At 53.4% G+C, this 17112-nt stretch carries 12 protein-coding genes; 3 read left to right on the forward strand and 9 right to left on the reverse strand.

Annotation, left to right across the window (positions count from 1 at the left end):
• Positions 1-23 precede the first annotated feature (23 nt).
• From RGQ30_RS11295 to bcsD, 9 genes are read right to left on the reverse strand one after another with little or no spacing between them, the layout of a single operon-like run.
• Positions 24-1817 (reverse strand): carboxypeptidase-like regulatory domain-containing protein, encoded by a 1794-nt coding sequence (locus RGQ30_RS11295; RefSeq protein ID WP_130555817.1) that lies wholly within the window; start codon positions 1815-1817, stop codon positions 24-26.
• Between the two features lie 17 nt (positions 1818-1834).
• Entirely contained in the window at positions 1835-2380 is a 546-nt protein-coding gene (locus RGQ30_RS11300) for a GGDEF domain-containing protein (protein WP_130555816.1), read from the reverse strand.
• Positions 2381-2394: 14 nt separating this feature from the next.
• The gene (locus RGQ30_RS11305; protein ID WP_130555815.1) at positions 2395-6474 is read right to left on the reverse strand and encodes a cellulose biosynthesis protein BcsC; all 4080 of its coding nucleotides are present in this window, start codon (positions 6472-6474) and stop codon (positions 2395-2397) included.
• Positions 6468-7607 (reverse strand): cellulose synthase complex periplasmic endoglucanase BcsZ, encoded by a 1140-nt coding sequence (gene bcsZ / locus RGQ30_RS11310; protein WP_130555814.1) that lies wholly within the window; start codon positions 7605-7607, stop codon positions 6468-6470. The genes RGQ30_RS11305 and bcsZ overlap by 7 nt, the downstream gene beginning before the upstream one ends.
• The gene (bcsB, locus tag RGQ30_RS11315; RefSeq protein WP_130555813.1) at positions 7604-9805 is read right to left on the reverse strand and encodes a cellulose biosynthesis cyclic di-GMP-binding regulatory protein BcsB; all 2202 of its coding nucleotides are present in this window, start codon (positions 9803-9805) and stop codon (positions 7604-7606) included. The genes bcsZ and bcsB overlap by 4 nt, the downstream gene beginning before the upstream one ends.
• Entirely contained in the window at positions 9798-12020 is a 2223-nt protein-coding gene (gene bcsA, locus RGQ30_RS11320; RefSeq protein WP_338284421.1) for a UDP-forming cellulose synthase catalytic subunit, read from the reverse strand. Before bcsA ends, bcsB begins: the two co-directional genes overlap by 8 nt.
• 1 nt (position 12021) lies before the next feature.
• Entirely contained in the window at positions 12022-12768 is a 747-nt protein-coding gene (gene bcsQ / locus RGQ30_RS11325) for a cellulose biosynthesis protein BcsQ (RefSeq protein ID WP_338284422.1), read from the reverse strand.
• Complete coding sequence (locus RGQ30_RS11330; RefSeq protein WP_298216259.1) at positions 12765-13250, reverse strand: hypothetical protein; 486 nt, start codon at positions 13248-13250, stop codon at positions 12765-12767. The genes bcsQ and RGQ30_RS11330 overlap by 4 nt, the downstream gene beginning before the upstream one ends.
• Before the next feature lie 25 nt (positions 13251-13275).
• Positions 13276-13725: a cellulose biosynthesis protein BcsD gene (bcsD, locus tag RGQ30_RS11335; protein ID WP_130555811.1), complete on the reverse strand. Its 450-nt coding sequence runs from the start codon at positions 13723-13725 to the stop codon at positions 13276-13278.
• 519 nt (positions 13726-14244) lie between these two features.
• On the opposite strand from bcsD, the gene RGQ30_RS11340 reads away from it, so the two are divergent.
• The 3 genes from RGQ30_RS11340 to RGQ30_RS11350 all read left to right on the forward strand — a co-directional run bounded on the left by RGQ30_RS11340 (position 14245) and on the right by RGQ30_RS11350 (position 17111).
• Entirely contained in the window at positions 14245-14661 is a 417-nt protein-coding gene (locus tag RGQ30_RS11340) for a hypothetical protein (protein WP_130555810.1), read from the forward strand.
• A gap of 5 nt (positions 14662-14666) precedes the next feature.
• Positions 14667-15836 carry a hydroxymethylglutaryl-CoA reductase gene (locus RGQ30_RS11345; RefSeq protein WP_130555809.1) on the forward strand — a complete coding sequence of 390 codons (1170 nt, stop codon included), beginning with the start codon at positions 14667-14669 and terminating at the stop codon, positions 15834-15836.
• A 129-nt stretch (positions 15837-15965) separates the two neighbouring features.
• On the forward strand, positions 15966-17111 hold the full coding sequence (locus tag RGQ30_RS11350) for a ferredoxin reductase (protein ID WP_130555808.1): 1146 nt from the start codon (positions 15966-15968) through the stop codon (positions 17109-17111).
• The last annotated feature ends 1 nt before the right edge of the window (position 17112 follow it).

Genomic DNA, 17112 nt, shown 5'->3' on the forward strand with positions numbered 1-17112 from the left:
AATTATTCTCAACCTGTTTTCAATCAGGGGTTGCTAAAGGTGTAGCGCCGCTGAATCACATTGCCGAATGTGTCTTCAGAACTGACCAGGTAGGAATTGGCCTTCCCCAATTGCTCAGGTGCAAGCGAAAGGCGACGCTGACCATACACACAGACGGGTTCTGGTTCCAGACCGGAGGAAATACACGCCGATTGCCGTCCAGGCGGAGTGACCAGGGTAATTACAACCGTGCGCAAATTGGGCGTGGCCGCATAAGTATTCAAATTGGCTAATGACTCTGCAGGCAACACAGGAAAATCCGAAACTGGCACATCCACCGGCGCATCAATTCTCACGGGCCGGGAACGGTTGACCACACTTGCTTGTCCCAGCCCCTGGGTCACATCCATGAAAATTTCCCCCGCCTTGGAGTTGGCGGCAAGTCCATTGAACAATGAACCGAATCTGACATTGCCGCAATCTTCCCCACCTGCGCCAAGTGGGTCTGGCTGAACAACCAGAATGGAAGTGCCTTCAGAACATTGGCCTTCCTGAACACGACTTACACTGAACAACACACTCGACACCAGTGGCTGGGGGCTGCGAACCAAATCCACTGCCCTGACGTTTGAATTGGCCAATTCGCCAAAACTTGCAGGTGGCAGGCCGGGTGGGCTGGCGGGCACTTGAATGAAGACACCGTTTTCAATCACGCTGTTGGGCAATGGAAAACCATTGACGCCTACAGTTTGGGTATTGCGCTGAATCAGCTTCACTTTGCCGGCAAAGGGATTCAGGTAACCACCGGAAAATTTCAAAGGGTTAACTTGTGCACCCCGGCGTTCAATCTCCAGATCATAAAACTCGCGGCGAATCACTTGCGTGAAATTCGAGTTTCCAAAGTCTTCAGCGAACCTGGTAAGCGGCCTGGAAAAGCTGAGTCGAATCTGGCACCTGTCAAACACGGTGGACGTGTCCGGGAAGCAACGGAGAATTTCGAAGCCCGACACGTTCACAAGACTGGGATTGTTGTAAACCTGTGCGAAGTGGTCGATTCGAAAACCCAGATCGTCCTGGAAATCGTCATGCAACACATTGCGCAGGTTATTCACCGACAAATTACCCGTGCGAAAGGCATTGTCAAAAGTGCTCACCAAAGTTGCAATCACACTGGGTGTTGCCAATGCATTGGCGGCGGGCCTTGCCAGCACTGGCGCATTGGTCTGCCCGGGGTCAACAATAACCTGCAAGGCCGGGTTGGGCTTGCTGGTCAACACCAGTGAATTGCCATCAAAATCAATGTCGACCAGGTCAAACATTTCATCAATGCCGGTGGAGTTGGGGCGAAACCCTGCATCGGAAAAGAAGTTCACAGACGCCGGGCCCAAAATATAATTGGCCAGCGCATTCTGCAGCACGCGGGAAATGCGCACAATTTCAGGCGCTGTAGTTTGTCCAAGTGCCAGGGCTTTGGACAAGGCCGTGGTGGCGGGTGTGATGTTTGCCACGCGCTGGCCTTGCAATACAATTGTTTGCAGCTCCAGGTCAGGCTGTGCAGGATCGGTCGCAACAATCGTCAAAGGAAAATTGAACTGCGCGATATTGTTCAGCGTGTATCGGCCACTTGCGTCGCTTGTTGTTGTGGTCTCGACAGCACCGTTTGTGGCTCGGATGGTTGCATTGCGAACGGGCGAGCCTTTGGCCACGAATCCGGTGACACTGTTCACCGTGACCGGGGTATCTGAAACTCCGTCACCCGATCCACCACCGCCACCGCAGGCCGATACACCCAACAGACTGATTGAAACAATGCACAAGCTTGCCAGCAAGGATTTCATGAACGTGTAATACCCTATTAAAACGAATCCGAAAAAAATCGTGTCTGCTCATTCTTCTGCGTCAGCACCGAAAGTGACAATGCATTGACCTGGGTTTCCATGTCCTGATCAGGTTGAAAACTTGCATGTGCCCATGTAAAGCGATGGCTTGGTTCGAGGCTTTGATTCAAGACAGTGAGGCGATGCTCTACTGACAAGGGATCATCCGTCAGCATGAGAAGAAACTCATCTCCACCGTAACGCCCCACGTACTCGCCTTTGAAACAAAAGCTGTTCAGGGCTGCGCCAATCTCTCGAAGAGCCTGGTCACCCGCGTAATGCCCGCCCGCTGAATTCAACATCTTCAAACTGTCCATGTCGATAAAGACCAGGCGCCTCTTTGTTTCATTTGAACTCTTATTGTGTCGCTTGCGCACTGCCTCGAAGAAACTTCTGCGGGTCTTCACACCTGTCAATTCGTCTGTATGCAACAACTTCAGCAAAGCTGCTTTTTCAGTCATCAACCAAACAATCCAGGCGCCCATTCCCACAATCAGCACAGACAACACGGCAACCGCGAACATGGGGTACACCGCGATCAATACTGGAATGGATTGGGTACTTGTGGAGGTGCTACAACGCCTGCATCTTCCTGATCCATGTAAACCCGCAGGTACATACCCACCTTGAACTGCTGGAAATCAGAGGCATTGTCGAGTCCGATCAAGCCACCCAAAACAACTCTGGGGGACAAGGCATACTCCACCGTGCCGGCCAGGTTGTAGGCGAAGCCGTTGGATGATCGACTGCCGTAGTTGGGGCCCAAAACACCCGCAGAAATGCCCAGTAAGCCGATTTGATCGAACGCCTGCTGTGCTTCACCCTGCAAACGGGCGCTGGTCGGGAAGTACACATTGCCGTCTTCCTTGAATGACTGAAAGCCAAAGGAGCCGCTTGCGCCATAACTCAGTTTGGACTTCTTGACCCAGTACTCCATCGGCACTGTGATGCTGACGTAGCGTTGCGGGCTGAAGTAACCACCATGACCAAAGGTGTAGTAACTCAGGTTTTCTGAAAAGCCAAAGGTGTTAAGGCCCAGGCCGACAGTGAACCTTTCATCCTCTTCGTTGATTGCCTTGTAGTAAGCACCAAAGCCGAATTCTGTTTTCTCGTTGTCTGCAACATTCTGGCCATCGTACTGATACAAACCGAGATAACCGTACAAACCAAACCCATCCACTTCACGCGTCAAACCAACGCGTCCACCCGTGGCGCTGACCGCCCCCCACGACAAACCTGCACGTTCATCCTTCGCTCCGACATAGGACAACAGACTGTCTGTCACAGGGCGACGAGAGGCCTGAAAAGTGGCGGTAAACTCGGGGCTGAGCGGCACCGAAAAAGACAAACCCGCAGAAGCATCGGCCCTGTCTATGTTGGTAGGCCGTGTGGCCACATCGAAGCGCAGTACATCCGAGGCATAGCCTGCGGACAACACAGCACCCGCAAATTCCTGAGAGCCAATACCCGTTCGCCCCTGCCCCAGGTTGTTCAAGCTGGCGGCAGGCCCTGCACCAAAACGACTGGTGGCTGAAAAATCATTGGGCACATCGCCTGCAGAAAGCACAATCGGTGTCACGGATACTTTCCCGGTTCCACCAAAAATACTGCGTTGATATTCAACGGGAACTGCCACCTCAGTCAATTCGCTAAGGCCTGATTCACCTTGGCGGGAACGAACGAAGATGCCACCAGTCCCCAAGGAGGTCTGTGGCCTCACCAAAGACTTCAACTCTTCCTGCAGCACCGACACACGATCACTTTGTGGGCCGGACGAAACCGGGGGCACATAGGAGGCGGGTGGCACATAGCTGCTTGAGGGCGGTCTTGGAGCATTGACCGGGCTGGCACGCGGCGGCTGCACAGGTGATTGAGCGGGTGCTTGAGCTGGAGCCCATTGAGCAGGCGGTTGAGCAGGAGCCCATTGGGCAGGCGCTTGAATCGAGGGCGCCGCAGGTGCTGCGGGACGCGCAAAAGAAGCAGACGACGGTTCGCCAACTGAACGGAACGGATTACTCGGAATTCGACCCTGCCTGATTTGATCGGATGCGAAGCCTCCGCCAGTCAATGCAGGAACCACCTGACTTCGATCGGGATTGATCGCGTTGCTGGTCCCAGTCAAACGAAGTTCGGCAGCCAACGCTGCTTCAAAGTAACTCTGTGCCTTGCTGGTGTCACCGGCTGCGCGATAAAAACGTCCGATTTCGGCCAACGCCAAAGGATCTTTGGGACGGGCGCGCTCAAGAGAGTTCGCGAGATCGCGGCCAGTCCGGAATTCCTGGGCTGCGGCTGCAGCGCCCAGTGCGCTGCTCAATAATTCAGGACTCGGCGTTCTTCCCGACATGGCCGACTGATACAAGCGAAGGGCTTCACCGTGCTTGTTGTCCGAGGTGTACAAGCGAGCCAGCGCAGAAAGCAGTTGCGGATCATTGGGCGTCTGCGCCAATGAAGGCGCGATGGCGTCGTAAGCCCCGGCAAGGTCACCATTGTTTCTCAGTGCATCCGATTCTCTCAGTGCGATCGCACGGGTCAGTTCCGCGAGGGAATTGGTTTGATCCGCGCTGAGTGGCGAGTTCTGCAAGCGACGTATCATCGCCTGCAATTCAGCCGTTTGGTTATTCTTCAACAGGACATAGCCGTACTGAATGCTTTCGCCGGGTGTCTGGTTACTCAAACTGCGACTGTTGCGATAGGTTTGAGTCAGACGCAAGGAATTGGAAGTGTCTCCCGCTTCCGCATACTCCGAAGCCAGCGACAGCAGCAGGTCAGGTTGCTCAGCAGCCTCGCGCTCCAGAGAACCCAGCAGTCTGCGTGCATCGTCTTTTCTTCCCAAGCGGTTCAGGGTGGAGGCCTGATCAAGCACGGCCATGAACTCGGTACGCTGTGTAAGCGCCCTCTGTTCTGTAGTCAATTCATCTTTGGAGATTCGTGACAGGATTGACGATGCAGTGGCATTGTCTCCGATCTCCGAGTAATACAAAGCCGCTGCATACAGCGACTCCTCGGGCGCATCGTTGGAGGCGGTCAAGGGTTCGATCAAGGCACGGGCTTCTTCCTTGCGGCCCTGGGCTCCATACAACCGGGCCAACTCAACACGCGCCCACGGGTAACGCGGATTGAATGCGACAGTGTCTTCAAAATATTGACGTGCTGCGGCTTCATTGCCCAGCTTCAACTCTCGCTTGGCATTTTCATAGGCAATCGCAGCACGAAGGGTGTCGAGACCGCCCTCGCCTTCCAGGGTCGATGCAGGCATGCCATCAATCAGGCTCTGTGCCTCTGCGGCACGTCCCATGGCCGATAGAGTCAGCACCAGCCCAACGCGTGCGTCAGCATTTTGTGGGTTCTTTTTTAGCTGGGCGCGGTAAAGGCTTTCCGCAGTCTGGAAGTCTTTTTCTTCGTAGGCCAGTTTTGCCAGGCCCACATCAGCCCTTTCCGCGCCGCCGGGTACTTTTCTCAATTCAGTGTAGGTCTTCTTGGCCTCGGCCATTCTGCCCTGATTCAACTGGGTTGTTGCCTGTACGGTCAAATTGCCCATACGCGCCGCATTCAGGGCTTCATTCCAGCGCTCACCGCGCTCACCCCTGCTGGCACGACCCAACAAACCCTCTGCATCCTTGAACCGCTCCTGGCGCAAACGGACAATTCCAAGTCCGCCCAAAGCATCCCGATTGTTTGCATTCTGGGAAAGAACCTGTTGAAAGTCTCGCTCAGCCCCTGCCAGGTTGTTGCCTTCGAGTGCCTGAAAGCCACTGCTGATCAAACGTCCTGCGATCGCTTCCCGCTCAAGAACAGGATCTCGTACTTCCCTCACTACAGGCGGAGCTGCCGCGGGCTGATTGCCCTCCAGTCGCTCACGAATCGCTGTGTCATTTGGGTTGCGTTCAAGGTAGGCGCGAAACAGGGCGTTGTCACTTGGTCTGCTTTCCAGCCACAGCAGCGCCTGTCGCCAGGACTGTTGGGCTTGCTGGCCGACCGCACCCGAACCTGACATGGATGACAGGATCTGGATTGACTGCCGTCGACTGGCCTCTCGGTAAGACAGGTGCTGGGCGTACGCCAGGGCATAACGGTCATCGTTGGGGGAAGCTTTGCTCAGCGACTCAAGTTCTCGGCGGGCCTCATCCCATCCATTCCGTGTGGCACCCAGCGTTTGATAATATTCAAGTGCCAGCAACCCTGTGGGGCGCTGGTTACCAAAATATTCTTTGTACATTTTTGCAGCTTCGTCGTACTGCTTGCTGCGCGCAAGTGCCCGCGCTGATTCCAGTGAAGTACCACCTTCCGGCTTTCCAGCGTCAAGCGCACGTTCAAGTTGAGCAATCTGGGCACGCGGTGCACCATTGGCCTTGAGTTGACTGAGATAACTACGGGCCGCATCCACTCGGCCTTTGCTCAGTTCGGCCAGGCCCATGCCCAAAAGGGCGTCCGGATTTTTGGACTCAAGTCGCAACAACTTGCCCCATGCTTCCGATGACTTGTCGTAGTCACCTCGGGATTGCCAGAATTTGCCTTGCTCAGTCAAGGCCTTGGTCACGGCGTCCTGCGCCACTGCGGTAGCGGGAACCACCGCTGCAATCACGAATGCAGACAATAATTTTCTTGTTGTTCTCAACATGGTTTAGTCCAGGTAACTTGCAAGGCGCCTTGCTTGTCAAATCGGTAACGTTTGTCCATCCAGCCTTTTGCGTACAAATAAAGTACCCAGTCATAATAAGTGAGCGAGGCCAGCTTTTCTTGCTTCAACACACCCTGACGTGCCTTCAAGGCCTTGAGCAACTGGCTGGATTTAAGCTCGACAGCGAGAGGCTCAAGGGCATAAAAAAATCCGGGAGCAGGATGCCCTTCCCAAATTCCGGTTTGTACATCCACGCGCTCCAGTGGTTCGCCCAAACGCTCTGCCAATTGCATGTAGCCAAACACCGCCTGCTTCATCCTGTTGCGCAATGGATCCTGGGGCGAGGTCATCGCGTACCAGAGATACACACGAATGGCGTCATAACTGCCGACTTTGCCCTTCTCGATGTCAGGAATCAGACCAGCCTTTGTGACAGTAATCCAGTCCGGTACAAAACCCTTCGGGGAGGAATCCACGATCAATCTGACTGAAGCTTCGGGCTGCCTTTGCCAGAAGTCGCTGGGGTCCGCCGCTGCAAGTCGGCGCAGCATAAACAGGGGCAAATAACTGGGATTCATTCGATAGACATCGGGCGAAGGATTAAATCCCATAGGCCCTGGTAAAACCATGTCCCCGTATCCGGGCAATGAGGCTACTTCCTGCTGCTGGATCAGCTTCATCAAGGCACGGCCTTTGTCTTCGTACTCCTTGATGTTCCACAAACGCCCCGCCTCAAGCAGGTTGTAGGCGATCCACAGGTCTGAATCCGATGCCGAGTTGGAGTCCAGCAAGCCGAACTGTTTGCCATTGATCCGCCCCCACTTCCACGAGGGAAGGCTGACGGCGAGCCCACCCATTGCGAGGTGTCGCTCGGTCCAGTCCAGCACCTGCTTGAACCTGGCCTTGTCGTTGTTCACCAGCGCGAAAAACAGGGCATACGACTGCCCCTCCGAGGTCGTGATTTGCTCAGGGGTGGAAAAATCCACCACGCGCCCATCGGGCTGCACATGCCGTGATTCAAAGGTCTGCAATTCAGGCCAGGGCTTGCGACACTCTTTCGCAAACACAGGCAAAGCCGCCAGAGCCAGAAACAATCCCAAAAACACGCGCACAGTCATACTGCTTTCTCTCATTCGCGCTTTTCCAGTCGCTTTTTCGCCATGTCTTTCAATATGCGGTTCAGAACAAAGGCAAACAAAAGCGCTGCACCCAAGAGGAACAGGACATTGAGCAACACCAATTCTGCGAGGTAATACTGGATCCAGACCCAAATTGGCAAAGAACCAACCGAATAGGTTTTCTCATCCAGCACGGAAGCCACAGTGCTTCCCTTGACAAACACCACACTGCCGCGAATCAACTGAACATCATCCGGGGAAAGAATCGCCTCGAGTACCTTGGACACGCCAGTCTCTGAACCGACAATGGCCACCACCGAACGACCTGAGTCCTCAGGAGACTCAAAACCGACCATGAAACCGGACGGATCAAAACCCTGCAGGGAAAGTGACGTGACTGGAAGCTGCGCCTTTTGCCCGACCCAAGGCGCCCACTGCTGAACAAATGAGGTAAATCCACCACCTGTTTTCAGTTGCCACAACTGGTTGTTCTGCTCCAGCGGCATTGAGTCGGCCCACTTCTTGAAAAGCTCATCGCCCTGGAAATTACCGACAAGCAGCAAATCCTTGTCGTCGACACCCGCAAGGTCGTTGGGACGAATCAATGTGAATCCATAGGCGGGAAGCCCGGTCAAGTCACCAACCCGGCCCAGCAAAGTGAATACATTGGACAAAGTCGCAGTGCTCGCTTGGGCTGGGATCACTACCGCGGTTTCTGACAGATCAGCCATCCGGGTAAATGGGAAGCCTGCGTTGGCAAACGTTGACAGATCCGGCATGTGCATGAATTTCGGAAAACCTGAAATATCAATGGTGGATTCCTTGTCAACCGCAGCCTGGATGTTGTTGATGGGCGCATCCTTACATTCGCCGCTCTTGATCACATCAAAATGGAAATAGAGCTGCAACTGGCCATTCGGTGAAAAAGCCTCTCGCGGAATAGAAACCGATTCCTCATTGACTGAAGCAGGCTTCTTCAACACGCCTCGAATCCATTTTTCGAAGGGCCACATGTCTTGTTCGGAACGCAGCGGAATGGCCTGAATAAACTTGTCGCTGAAGCTGACATTCAATGTGGATTTGTCGTTTTCAGTTCGCAAGGTATATCGGTGTTTCAACTCAAGGGGAATTCCTTCTGACCGCCAGAAAAACAGGTCGGGCGGCATGGTCATGGGCACCCGGATCAGGTCGGGGTATTGGCCAGCAACCTGCAAGGCAGTTTGATCAACCAGGTCTCCCAACCTGGTTTTCCGGCTACTGCTGATCCAGCGCGGCGCGTCATAAGGCACACGAGGCGGTGCTGCGACTTCGCCATCGACCATCACAGTGCTGCCGTTCATTGATTGTGTACCCAACACCAATGCTTTCACCGCGGTCTTCAAGTCGTTTTCATCCCGACCGGAGATGACCAGTACCTTTTTGGTGTCGTTACCCGGGTGCACAACCATGCTCAATCGTGGGCCGTTGCTTTGAGGCACCGTCAACCCGGGCAAGGTCTGCCCTGGCAGCAGGAATACAATCACGTTTGAATCTGCGGGCAAACTGCCCACTGAAACCGGGAAAGAATAACCACGGTAGCTGGCGAGCCCACCCAACCAGGATGCAACAACACCAGCGGCTTCCAATGTCGGGTTGTTGGGTGTGCCTGCAAACGCAATGGGGGCGACCATGGGCAAGCGGTCGCGGGGATCAAAAAATGGCGCTGGCAACAAACCAAGGTCATTGCCCAATGGCAAAGCCGCGGTGGTCATCGTCAGCTTGCTGAAGTTGCTGACATTAAGCCACAGGGTGCTGTGCACCGGGTCTTCACAGCCCAAGGTGTAGTGACCGATCAATTCCAGGGTCAGGCGGTTGAACTGTGCAAGCAGACGGACTGGAATATTGACTGTACGCTGGCTGATTTTTCCCGCGTTTTCCTTTTTCAAGGGCACTGACTCGATGGCCTCGCCATTCACAATGATATTGAAGTGTGACAGGTCATCCAGCATCGACGGGGAGTAGTTGAACAGCAGGTTGACGCTGGCACTGAGCACCACTTCATCCGCACGAACGCTGAAGGGTACTGAAATTTGTCCGTTGATCCCACGGATATTCAGCGGTTCCTGAAACCCCAACTGTTTAAACGTGGCTTCATATTCCGCAGCGTTGGCGGAGGTTGTCCCCAGAAGACTGGCCAAGCCGATCAGGACAATTGTCAGTAGTTGTTTAAGCATTTTTTTCTTTGGCTTTAAATAAAAGTGACAGGCGGCTTTTCAAACCAAGCCACACCCAGGCGGGCAACTTGCGAAGCAGGTAAATGTTTCCGAAAGCACCGATCCGAACAATGCTCCAGAGCGAAGACATCGAGAGCTTTCGGCTGGATACTGCCCAAGAGTCCACCCACACGTCGGCACGTGCAAACGTGGCATTGACCAAATCCCTTTCCTGCGCCTGGGTTAGCTGGTCAAACTGCAGGCCCAGACGATTGCCATTGACACTGGCTACCCGCACGGGAAGTACAAATTTCCTGGTACTCAGCGGCATGACTACAAACAACTTCTGGTCTTTGTACAGGCGGTTTTGATGTTCCACTTCCAGACCCAAACCACCCATGGAAAAATCCAGTACCTTGGCCCTGAAAATTCGTTCATCGGGTGTTTGAACACTGACCTCAATATTCAACTGTCCTCTCGGGTGTTCTCGTCTTTGAATCGATTCCCGCGCGACAAGCACGCTTGCACCCAACAACAGCACGTTGTACCCGGTCCAAGCCATGTTGATGATGGTTGTTTGAAACTCGTCACCCACTTCGGTAAACAAACGCCACACACCGAATGCCAAAGCCAGCAGGTTTAGCAACAGCACCACAATATAGGGGCCGGAAATCTTCATGTCAAAATAGGATTTCTCGATCAAACCGCCTTTGGCCGTCACGTTGAACTTGCCAGCCTTGGGATTGATCAAGGCGTACATGGTGGGACGCAAGATGTACCAGGCCAGCACAGTTTCATACACCTCGTTCCAGAAGGAATGTCGGTAATTGCCCTGAATGTGCGAGTTGGCTGTGTTGGCCAGAATGAGAAACGGGATTGCAAAGGTCGCAATTTCAATCGCTGATGCCTGGATGACGTTTGCACCAAAAACAAGATAGGCGATTGGTGCGGTCAGAAAAATCAGGCGCGGCAAACCATAGAAAAAATGCATCATCGCGTTGGCATAACAAAGACGCTGCCCCAGAGACAAACCTTTGCCCATCAACGGGTTGTCCATCCTGAAAATCTGCGCCATGCCACGCGCCCAACGAATTCGCTGCCCCACGTGCCCAGATAAACTTTCTGTGGCCAAACCCGCAGCCTGGGCGACTGCGAGGTAAGCCGTGTCATAGCCCTTGCGATGCAACTTCAAAGCGGTGTGCGCATCTTCGGTAACGGTTTCAACAGCAATGCCGCCCACCTCGAGCAATTGGGTACGGCGAATGACAGCGCAGGATCCGCAAAAAAACGTGGCATTCCAGAAGTCGTTCCCGTCTTGAAGCAAACCGTAAAACAGCTCGCCTTCGTTGGGCACTTTCTTGAAGGTTTTCAGGTTTTTCTCAAATGGATCTGGCGAGAAAAAATGGTGTGGCGTCTGGATCATGGCCAGCTTCGGGTAGCCGGTGAACCAGCCCATCACCACCTGCAAAAAACTGCGGGTGGGAATGTGATCGCAATCGAAAATTGCAACGTAGTCGCCAGTGGTATTTTGCAGCGCGGCGTTGATGTTGCCCGCTTTGGCGTGAAAGTTGTTGGTTCGGGTCACATGGGTCACACCCACCGACTCGCAAAACTCGCGGAAGTCTTGACGGCGCCCGTCATCGAGCACGTAGACCTTGATTTTGTCAGCGGGCCAGTCGATCGCCATTGCGGCCAGAACCGTCGGCTTGACCACATCCAAAGGCTCGTTGTAGGACGGAATGAAAATATCAACCGAAGGCCAGCTGGACGTGTCTTCCGGCAAGGGCACCGGGCGGCGGTGCAGCGGCCAAATGGTTTGAACATAACCGAGCATCAACACAATGAAGGCGTAAAGCTCGGCGATCAGCAGGCCAAAGCCGAAGGAATAGTCCAGCCAGTTGCCTTCATCGAAAGTCTCGGTCAAACGCCAAAACAGGTAACGTGAGGACAATACGATGGACAGGAAAACAAGAGTCATCCGGGTCACAGGCGAATTGATCCTGCGAATAGCCAGGGCGTAAGTCACGACCACCAGAGAAAAAATGATCTGGCTTTGCAAATCCATTCGCAAACCGGTGTAAAACAGGAAGACGCCTGACACCAGCAAAAGTGCAGTCAGGCGAAAACGCGGATCGGCAACCCAGGGATAGCGATCACTGGAGGCCATCAGGGCATCGAACAGAGTAGTTGCCCTGGATTGAAACCTGGCGAACAGTCGACCGGCAAGATTGCTCATGCTACTTCTCCAGCAACTTCTGGGTCAGTGACTGAAAATCCACACTGGCCTGGCACTTGGGGTCGTATTCAAACACGGTTTTGCGAAAAGCCAAGGCCTCGCTGACTGACTGGTCTTGATGTATGACTGCAAAAAATTCCCGGGGGTAGTCGGAGCGGAGCAACAACAGCACATCCTCGGACAATTCTTTCAAAGGATTGGTCTGATTTACGACCAATCGCAAATCGGGTGAATATCTGGCACTTTGCGCGTATCGGTTAAACAGGCCGATCATTCGGGGGAATGTTGCAAACGATGCGGCATCTGCCTGCACAACAGCCAAAACACGGTCAGCAAATACAGTGGCTTGACGCAAGTAAAGTGAAGGACCTGGCGGCGTGTCGATCAACACGATGGTCTCAGGAGGCATACCCAGCCTTTGAATGAAATTTTCAAGCAAAAGCGGATTTTCAGAAAGCGCCACCTCGAACTGCAAACGCACGTCTTCGTTCACATCCCCATAAGGGCAAAGCACAGCGCCACAGGCCGTGTCGTATTTGGGCAAAGAAAGTTCTTGTCCTGTCAGATAGGACGCCAGGCCGCCACGCTCGGAGGCAGAAAGGCCCAAATGAAAACGGGTTGCGTTTTGCGGATCAAGATCCAGCACCAACACGTGCATGCCTTGTGCCGCAAACGATGCGGCAAGGTTTGCGGTCAAGGTTGTCTTTCCGACACCACCCTTGATGGACGAAACTACAAATGTTCTCAAACCTTGTTCCCGTCTTTCGGCTTGTTGCTGGCAAACAGTGAGCGACCTTTCGGTACCGTAGCGGACACTGCGGCCTGATTGACCTCTTGGGCTGTTTCTGGCGAACTCAACCGACCGGACTTTCCGATTGACTTGAAAATATCCCTGACTGAACTGGCGGGCTGGGGCTTCCTGGAAACAAAGGCGCGCACAGGAAGCTTTTGCTCCGGGGCTTGTGCCTTGAATTCCATGGAGTCCACTTTCGCAATCACTGCTTGAGGAGATTGCCCTGAAGTATTTGCATCCAAAACCTGTGCGTCAGCCAGATGCGCCACAACAGGTACAAGCATCGCGCCGGAAGCCTGATGACGCAGCTTTTCAGACTCGCTCACGTCGTTGAGCAAAGGCCATTTGCTTCGTACATCATCCAGCATCTTCGATCCGAAATCCTTGTAATCAGAACGGGTTCCGAGCCTTTGAAACAGGTTCTCTACATCTTTCATAACAACTCTCTGTAACAAGCCAATACTAAATAAAGGTGATCTCAGCCAAAAGGCCTGTGTCATCTTCCGCAACTACGCTGACTTCAGTCGATGGATCCATACCCAGGCTGGTAAACCACTGGTAATACAAACCACCCAACAACAACCCCGCCAGTTCAATCTGGTCAGGAGGCGACGAGGTTAAAAACGGGCACCCCATGTGCCTTACATAGACCTCATTGCCTTTCTGAACCAGTTCCGCGTAACCCCACTGCATCCGATCCAGCACTTTGTTGATTTCAAGCTGCAATTCTTCTAGCGACAAATCATCGGACAAGGGCAGACCTTCACCGAGGGCAACACCAGTACTGAACAACCACTTTTGTGCTGCTTGCTCACCGTGCAATGCCACACCTGATTGAACAAGTCCCGAAAACAGGGTTACCCAACCCTTCGGGTGCAGCTGATTTATCAGAACGTTCAATGCTTGATTCATATTCACTACTCAATTCAATAATATATTCATACCCAAGCGCAGTAATAATGGATGCAATAAACACAAGGCTCACGTTTGATTGGAGAAAATCCTCTACATGTAATGAAATCAAACATGAAATTTTCACAATCAATACATGCGCATGCCCTCATTAACCCTTATAGGGACAGGATTGTAAAGAAAAAGTTACCTTTCAGTCACATAAAAAATGCAAAATAAATATTTGCAAAATAATTAACTTTTTTAATATTAACAATTAAGCTCATCGCATTTTCTTACAAGTTTTATTGTTAAAAAAGACAACCCATACTAATTCACAAATCATATTATCTGTGTCAGCTCAGCGACATAAACTGATATGTCATCTTCGATTTTTTTATTGATTCAAGTGATGAAAATCACAACAAACGTTGCAAACTGACAACCAACAGTTGAAGAAGACGTTTTGCCAGCGTTTTTTGTCAATTGAACCCGCTTCACTGCATAATCCGATGTACATACAACAACAAGGAGACAGACATGGGTGTGGCAGAAAAAGGAAGCAGCGCATTGCGCAAGTTGAAATCAGTGGCTCAAAAGCAGGCCGCGAACCTGCCGGCTGGTCACTTGATCAATGCAGTGGTTGAACAGGTCAGCCAGTTTGAAAACGGCATTCGACACACCGTGGATGGCGTGCAAGACAAGGTAAAAAGCCTGCAAGCCAATCTCTTGAAGATGTACCAGGCCAACAAGGAGCTTGAACTTGAGAACCGGGGTTTGCAAAAAAGCCTGGTGTCACTTGAAAAAGAAAATGCGCAACTGACCATGTCCCTGGACCGAACCCAGATGGAACTTGAAGTACTCCAGGCCAAACTGGACAACATCGGCAAATTGGTCAGTGGCTATGAAGATTCAATTGCTGCGGCAATGCGCCCTGGCAAGTCAAAGCGGAAGTAAGCACCATGACCCGCACCCCCATTCCCCGCTTCGAAGACAACTACACCGAACAGGCAGCTCAATCACGCCGTGATTTTTTGGCTGAGCAGACAGGCGCCAGTTTTGAGCACACAGGCACCTATTCCCTGCCCCCGGAAAGCCTGAAAAGCAACACCGAGAACTTCATTGGTGTGGTGCAAATGCCGGTGGGGGTGGCGGGCCCGGTGCTGATTCATGGCGAACACGCACAGGGCTGGTTTTATGTGCCGCTGGCCACGACAGAAGGCACCTTGGTGGCCAGTTACAGCCGGGGCATGCGCATGGTCAGCGAATCCGGTGGGGTGAAGGTGACAGTTGCCGAAGAATTCATGCAGCGCGCCCCGCTGTTTGAATTCGACGATGCACGCGCTGCCCTGCGGTTTTTGAAATGGGCAGAAGAAAATCTGAGCAACATCAAGGCTGAAGCGGAAAAAACCACGGGCTTTGGAAAACTGGTGCACATCCAAACCTGGCAAGTGGCGCGCATGGTGTACACGCGGTTCAACTACACCACGGGCGACGCGGCCGGGCAGAACATGTGCGGCAAGGCAACACACGCGGCCTGCCAGTGGATTCTGAAAAACAGCCCGGAAGCGATCAGCTACTTTGCGCTCAGTGGTGCCATCGAAACCGACAAAAAGCATTCCCACATGAACCTGCTGCACAGCCGGGGCAAGCGGGTGATTGCAGAAGCGACCATCAAGCGTGAGGTGCTTCAGCGCTTGGCGCGCACCACACCAGAAACAATTTTCAAGCAACGCCAACGAAGCGCCATTGGCGCCCAGCTGGCGGGCAGTGCCTACAGTGGGCCCCATTCAGCCAACGGCATTGCAGCCCTGTTCATTGCAACCGGGCAAGATGAAGCCAACGTGGTTGAAAGCCATGCAGGCATGGTGTTCATGGACATTACCGCTGATGGGGATTTGTACTTTTCAGTCACCTTGCCATCCGTGATTTGCGCCACAAAGGGTGGTGGAACCGGGCTGGCCACACAAGCAGAATGCCTCAAGATGCTGGGCTGCGAAGGCACAGGCAAAGCCCGCAAGCTGGCTGAAATTGTGGGGGCCACCGTGCTGGCCGGGGACTTGTCGCTGTTGTCGGCCATACTGGCGGATGAGTGGGTTTCATCCCACGACGCATACGGCAGAAACCGCTGATTGAACCATGCCGTGAGTGACTTGCCCTCGGGGTTGTAGGAAGAACACTGACCGCTGGTGCACTGCGGAATGACTTGGCCTGTATTTGGGAGCACACTCGTTTTACAACATAAAAAACGAGGAGACAGAATGCAGGCTCAAGTAGGACCGCCGAAGTCGAACGGCTCATTGTTTCAACGTGTAACAGGCTTGGTCACGAAAGTATCCGACGCCTTCGCATTCCCCCTTCGAACCTCCCACTACATTGAACTGGTCAACCCGCTGTGGAGCACACATGCCCTGCAAGCCCGGGTTGAAGCTGTGTGGGACGAAACCTCCGATTCACGCACCATCACCTTTCGCCCCGGCCTGAACTGGCGTTCACACAGACCCGGCCAGCACCTGCGCATTGGCGTACCCATCGGTGGCCAGCACTTCACGCGCACGTATTCCATCAGCTCTGCCCCCGAACGCAACGACGGCTGTTTCACCATTACGGTGAAAGCCATCGACAACGGCCGCATGTCGCACCACCTGGTTCGTAAACTAAAGGTGGGCGACCATGTGCCAATTGGTGTGCCGCAAGGCGACTTTTATTTGCCTGATGCACAGCCTGTGCTGCCCCTGTTCATTACCGCAGGCAGTGGCATTACGCCCATCATGAGCATGCTGCGCAGCCTGGTGCTGCAAGAGCGCATGCCCAACACCGTACACATTCACTACGCCCCACACACCTACGATGTGATTTTCGGGCGGGAACTGAAAGAGATTGCAGCCAAACAAAAACTGTATTCACTGAACCTGGTGCACACCCGTGAACCCGGCCAGAAGCCGGAAGAAATCAGCGGCAAGCGCCCTCACTTTTCCAAAGAGCAACTGGAACAACTGTGCCCCGACTGGCGCAAGCGCGATGTGTACGCCTGTGGCCCGCAAAGTATGCTGGACGCCATCGAACAACTGTATGAAGCCGAGGGCTTGAGCCGGCAGGTGCACACCGAGCGCTTCCGTGCCCAACTGGCTGGTGTTCCCACTGAAGTGAAAACCGGCGTGGTGAAATTTGCAAGAAGCAACATCACTGCCAATTCAGACGGTGAAACCAACCTGCTACGCCTGGCTGAAGACGCGGGCCTGAACCCGGAACATGGTTGCAGGATGGGCATTTGCCATGGCTGCGACGTCAAACTGGCCAGTGGCTGCGTGCGCGACTTGCGCACCAACGCGTTGATCAATGAAACCGGGCAAGTGATCCAGATTTGCGTGTGCGCCGCAGTGGGCGACGCAGAAATCGAAGCATAAG

The organism is Limnobacter thiooxidans, assembly GCF_036323495.1.
In the GTDB taxonomy this organism is placed as follows: Bacteria; Pseudomonadota; Gammaproteobacteria; order Burkholderiales; family Burkholderiaceae_B; genus Limnobacter; species Limnobacter thiooxidans.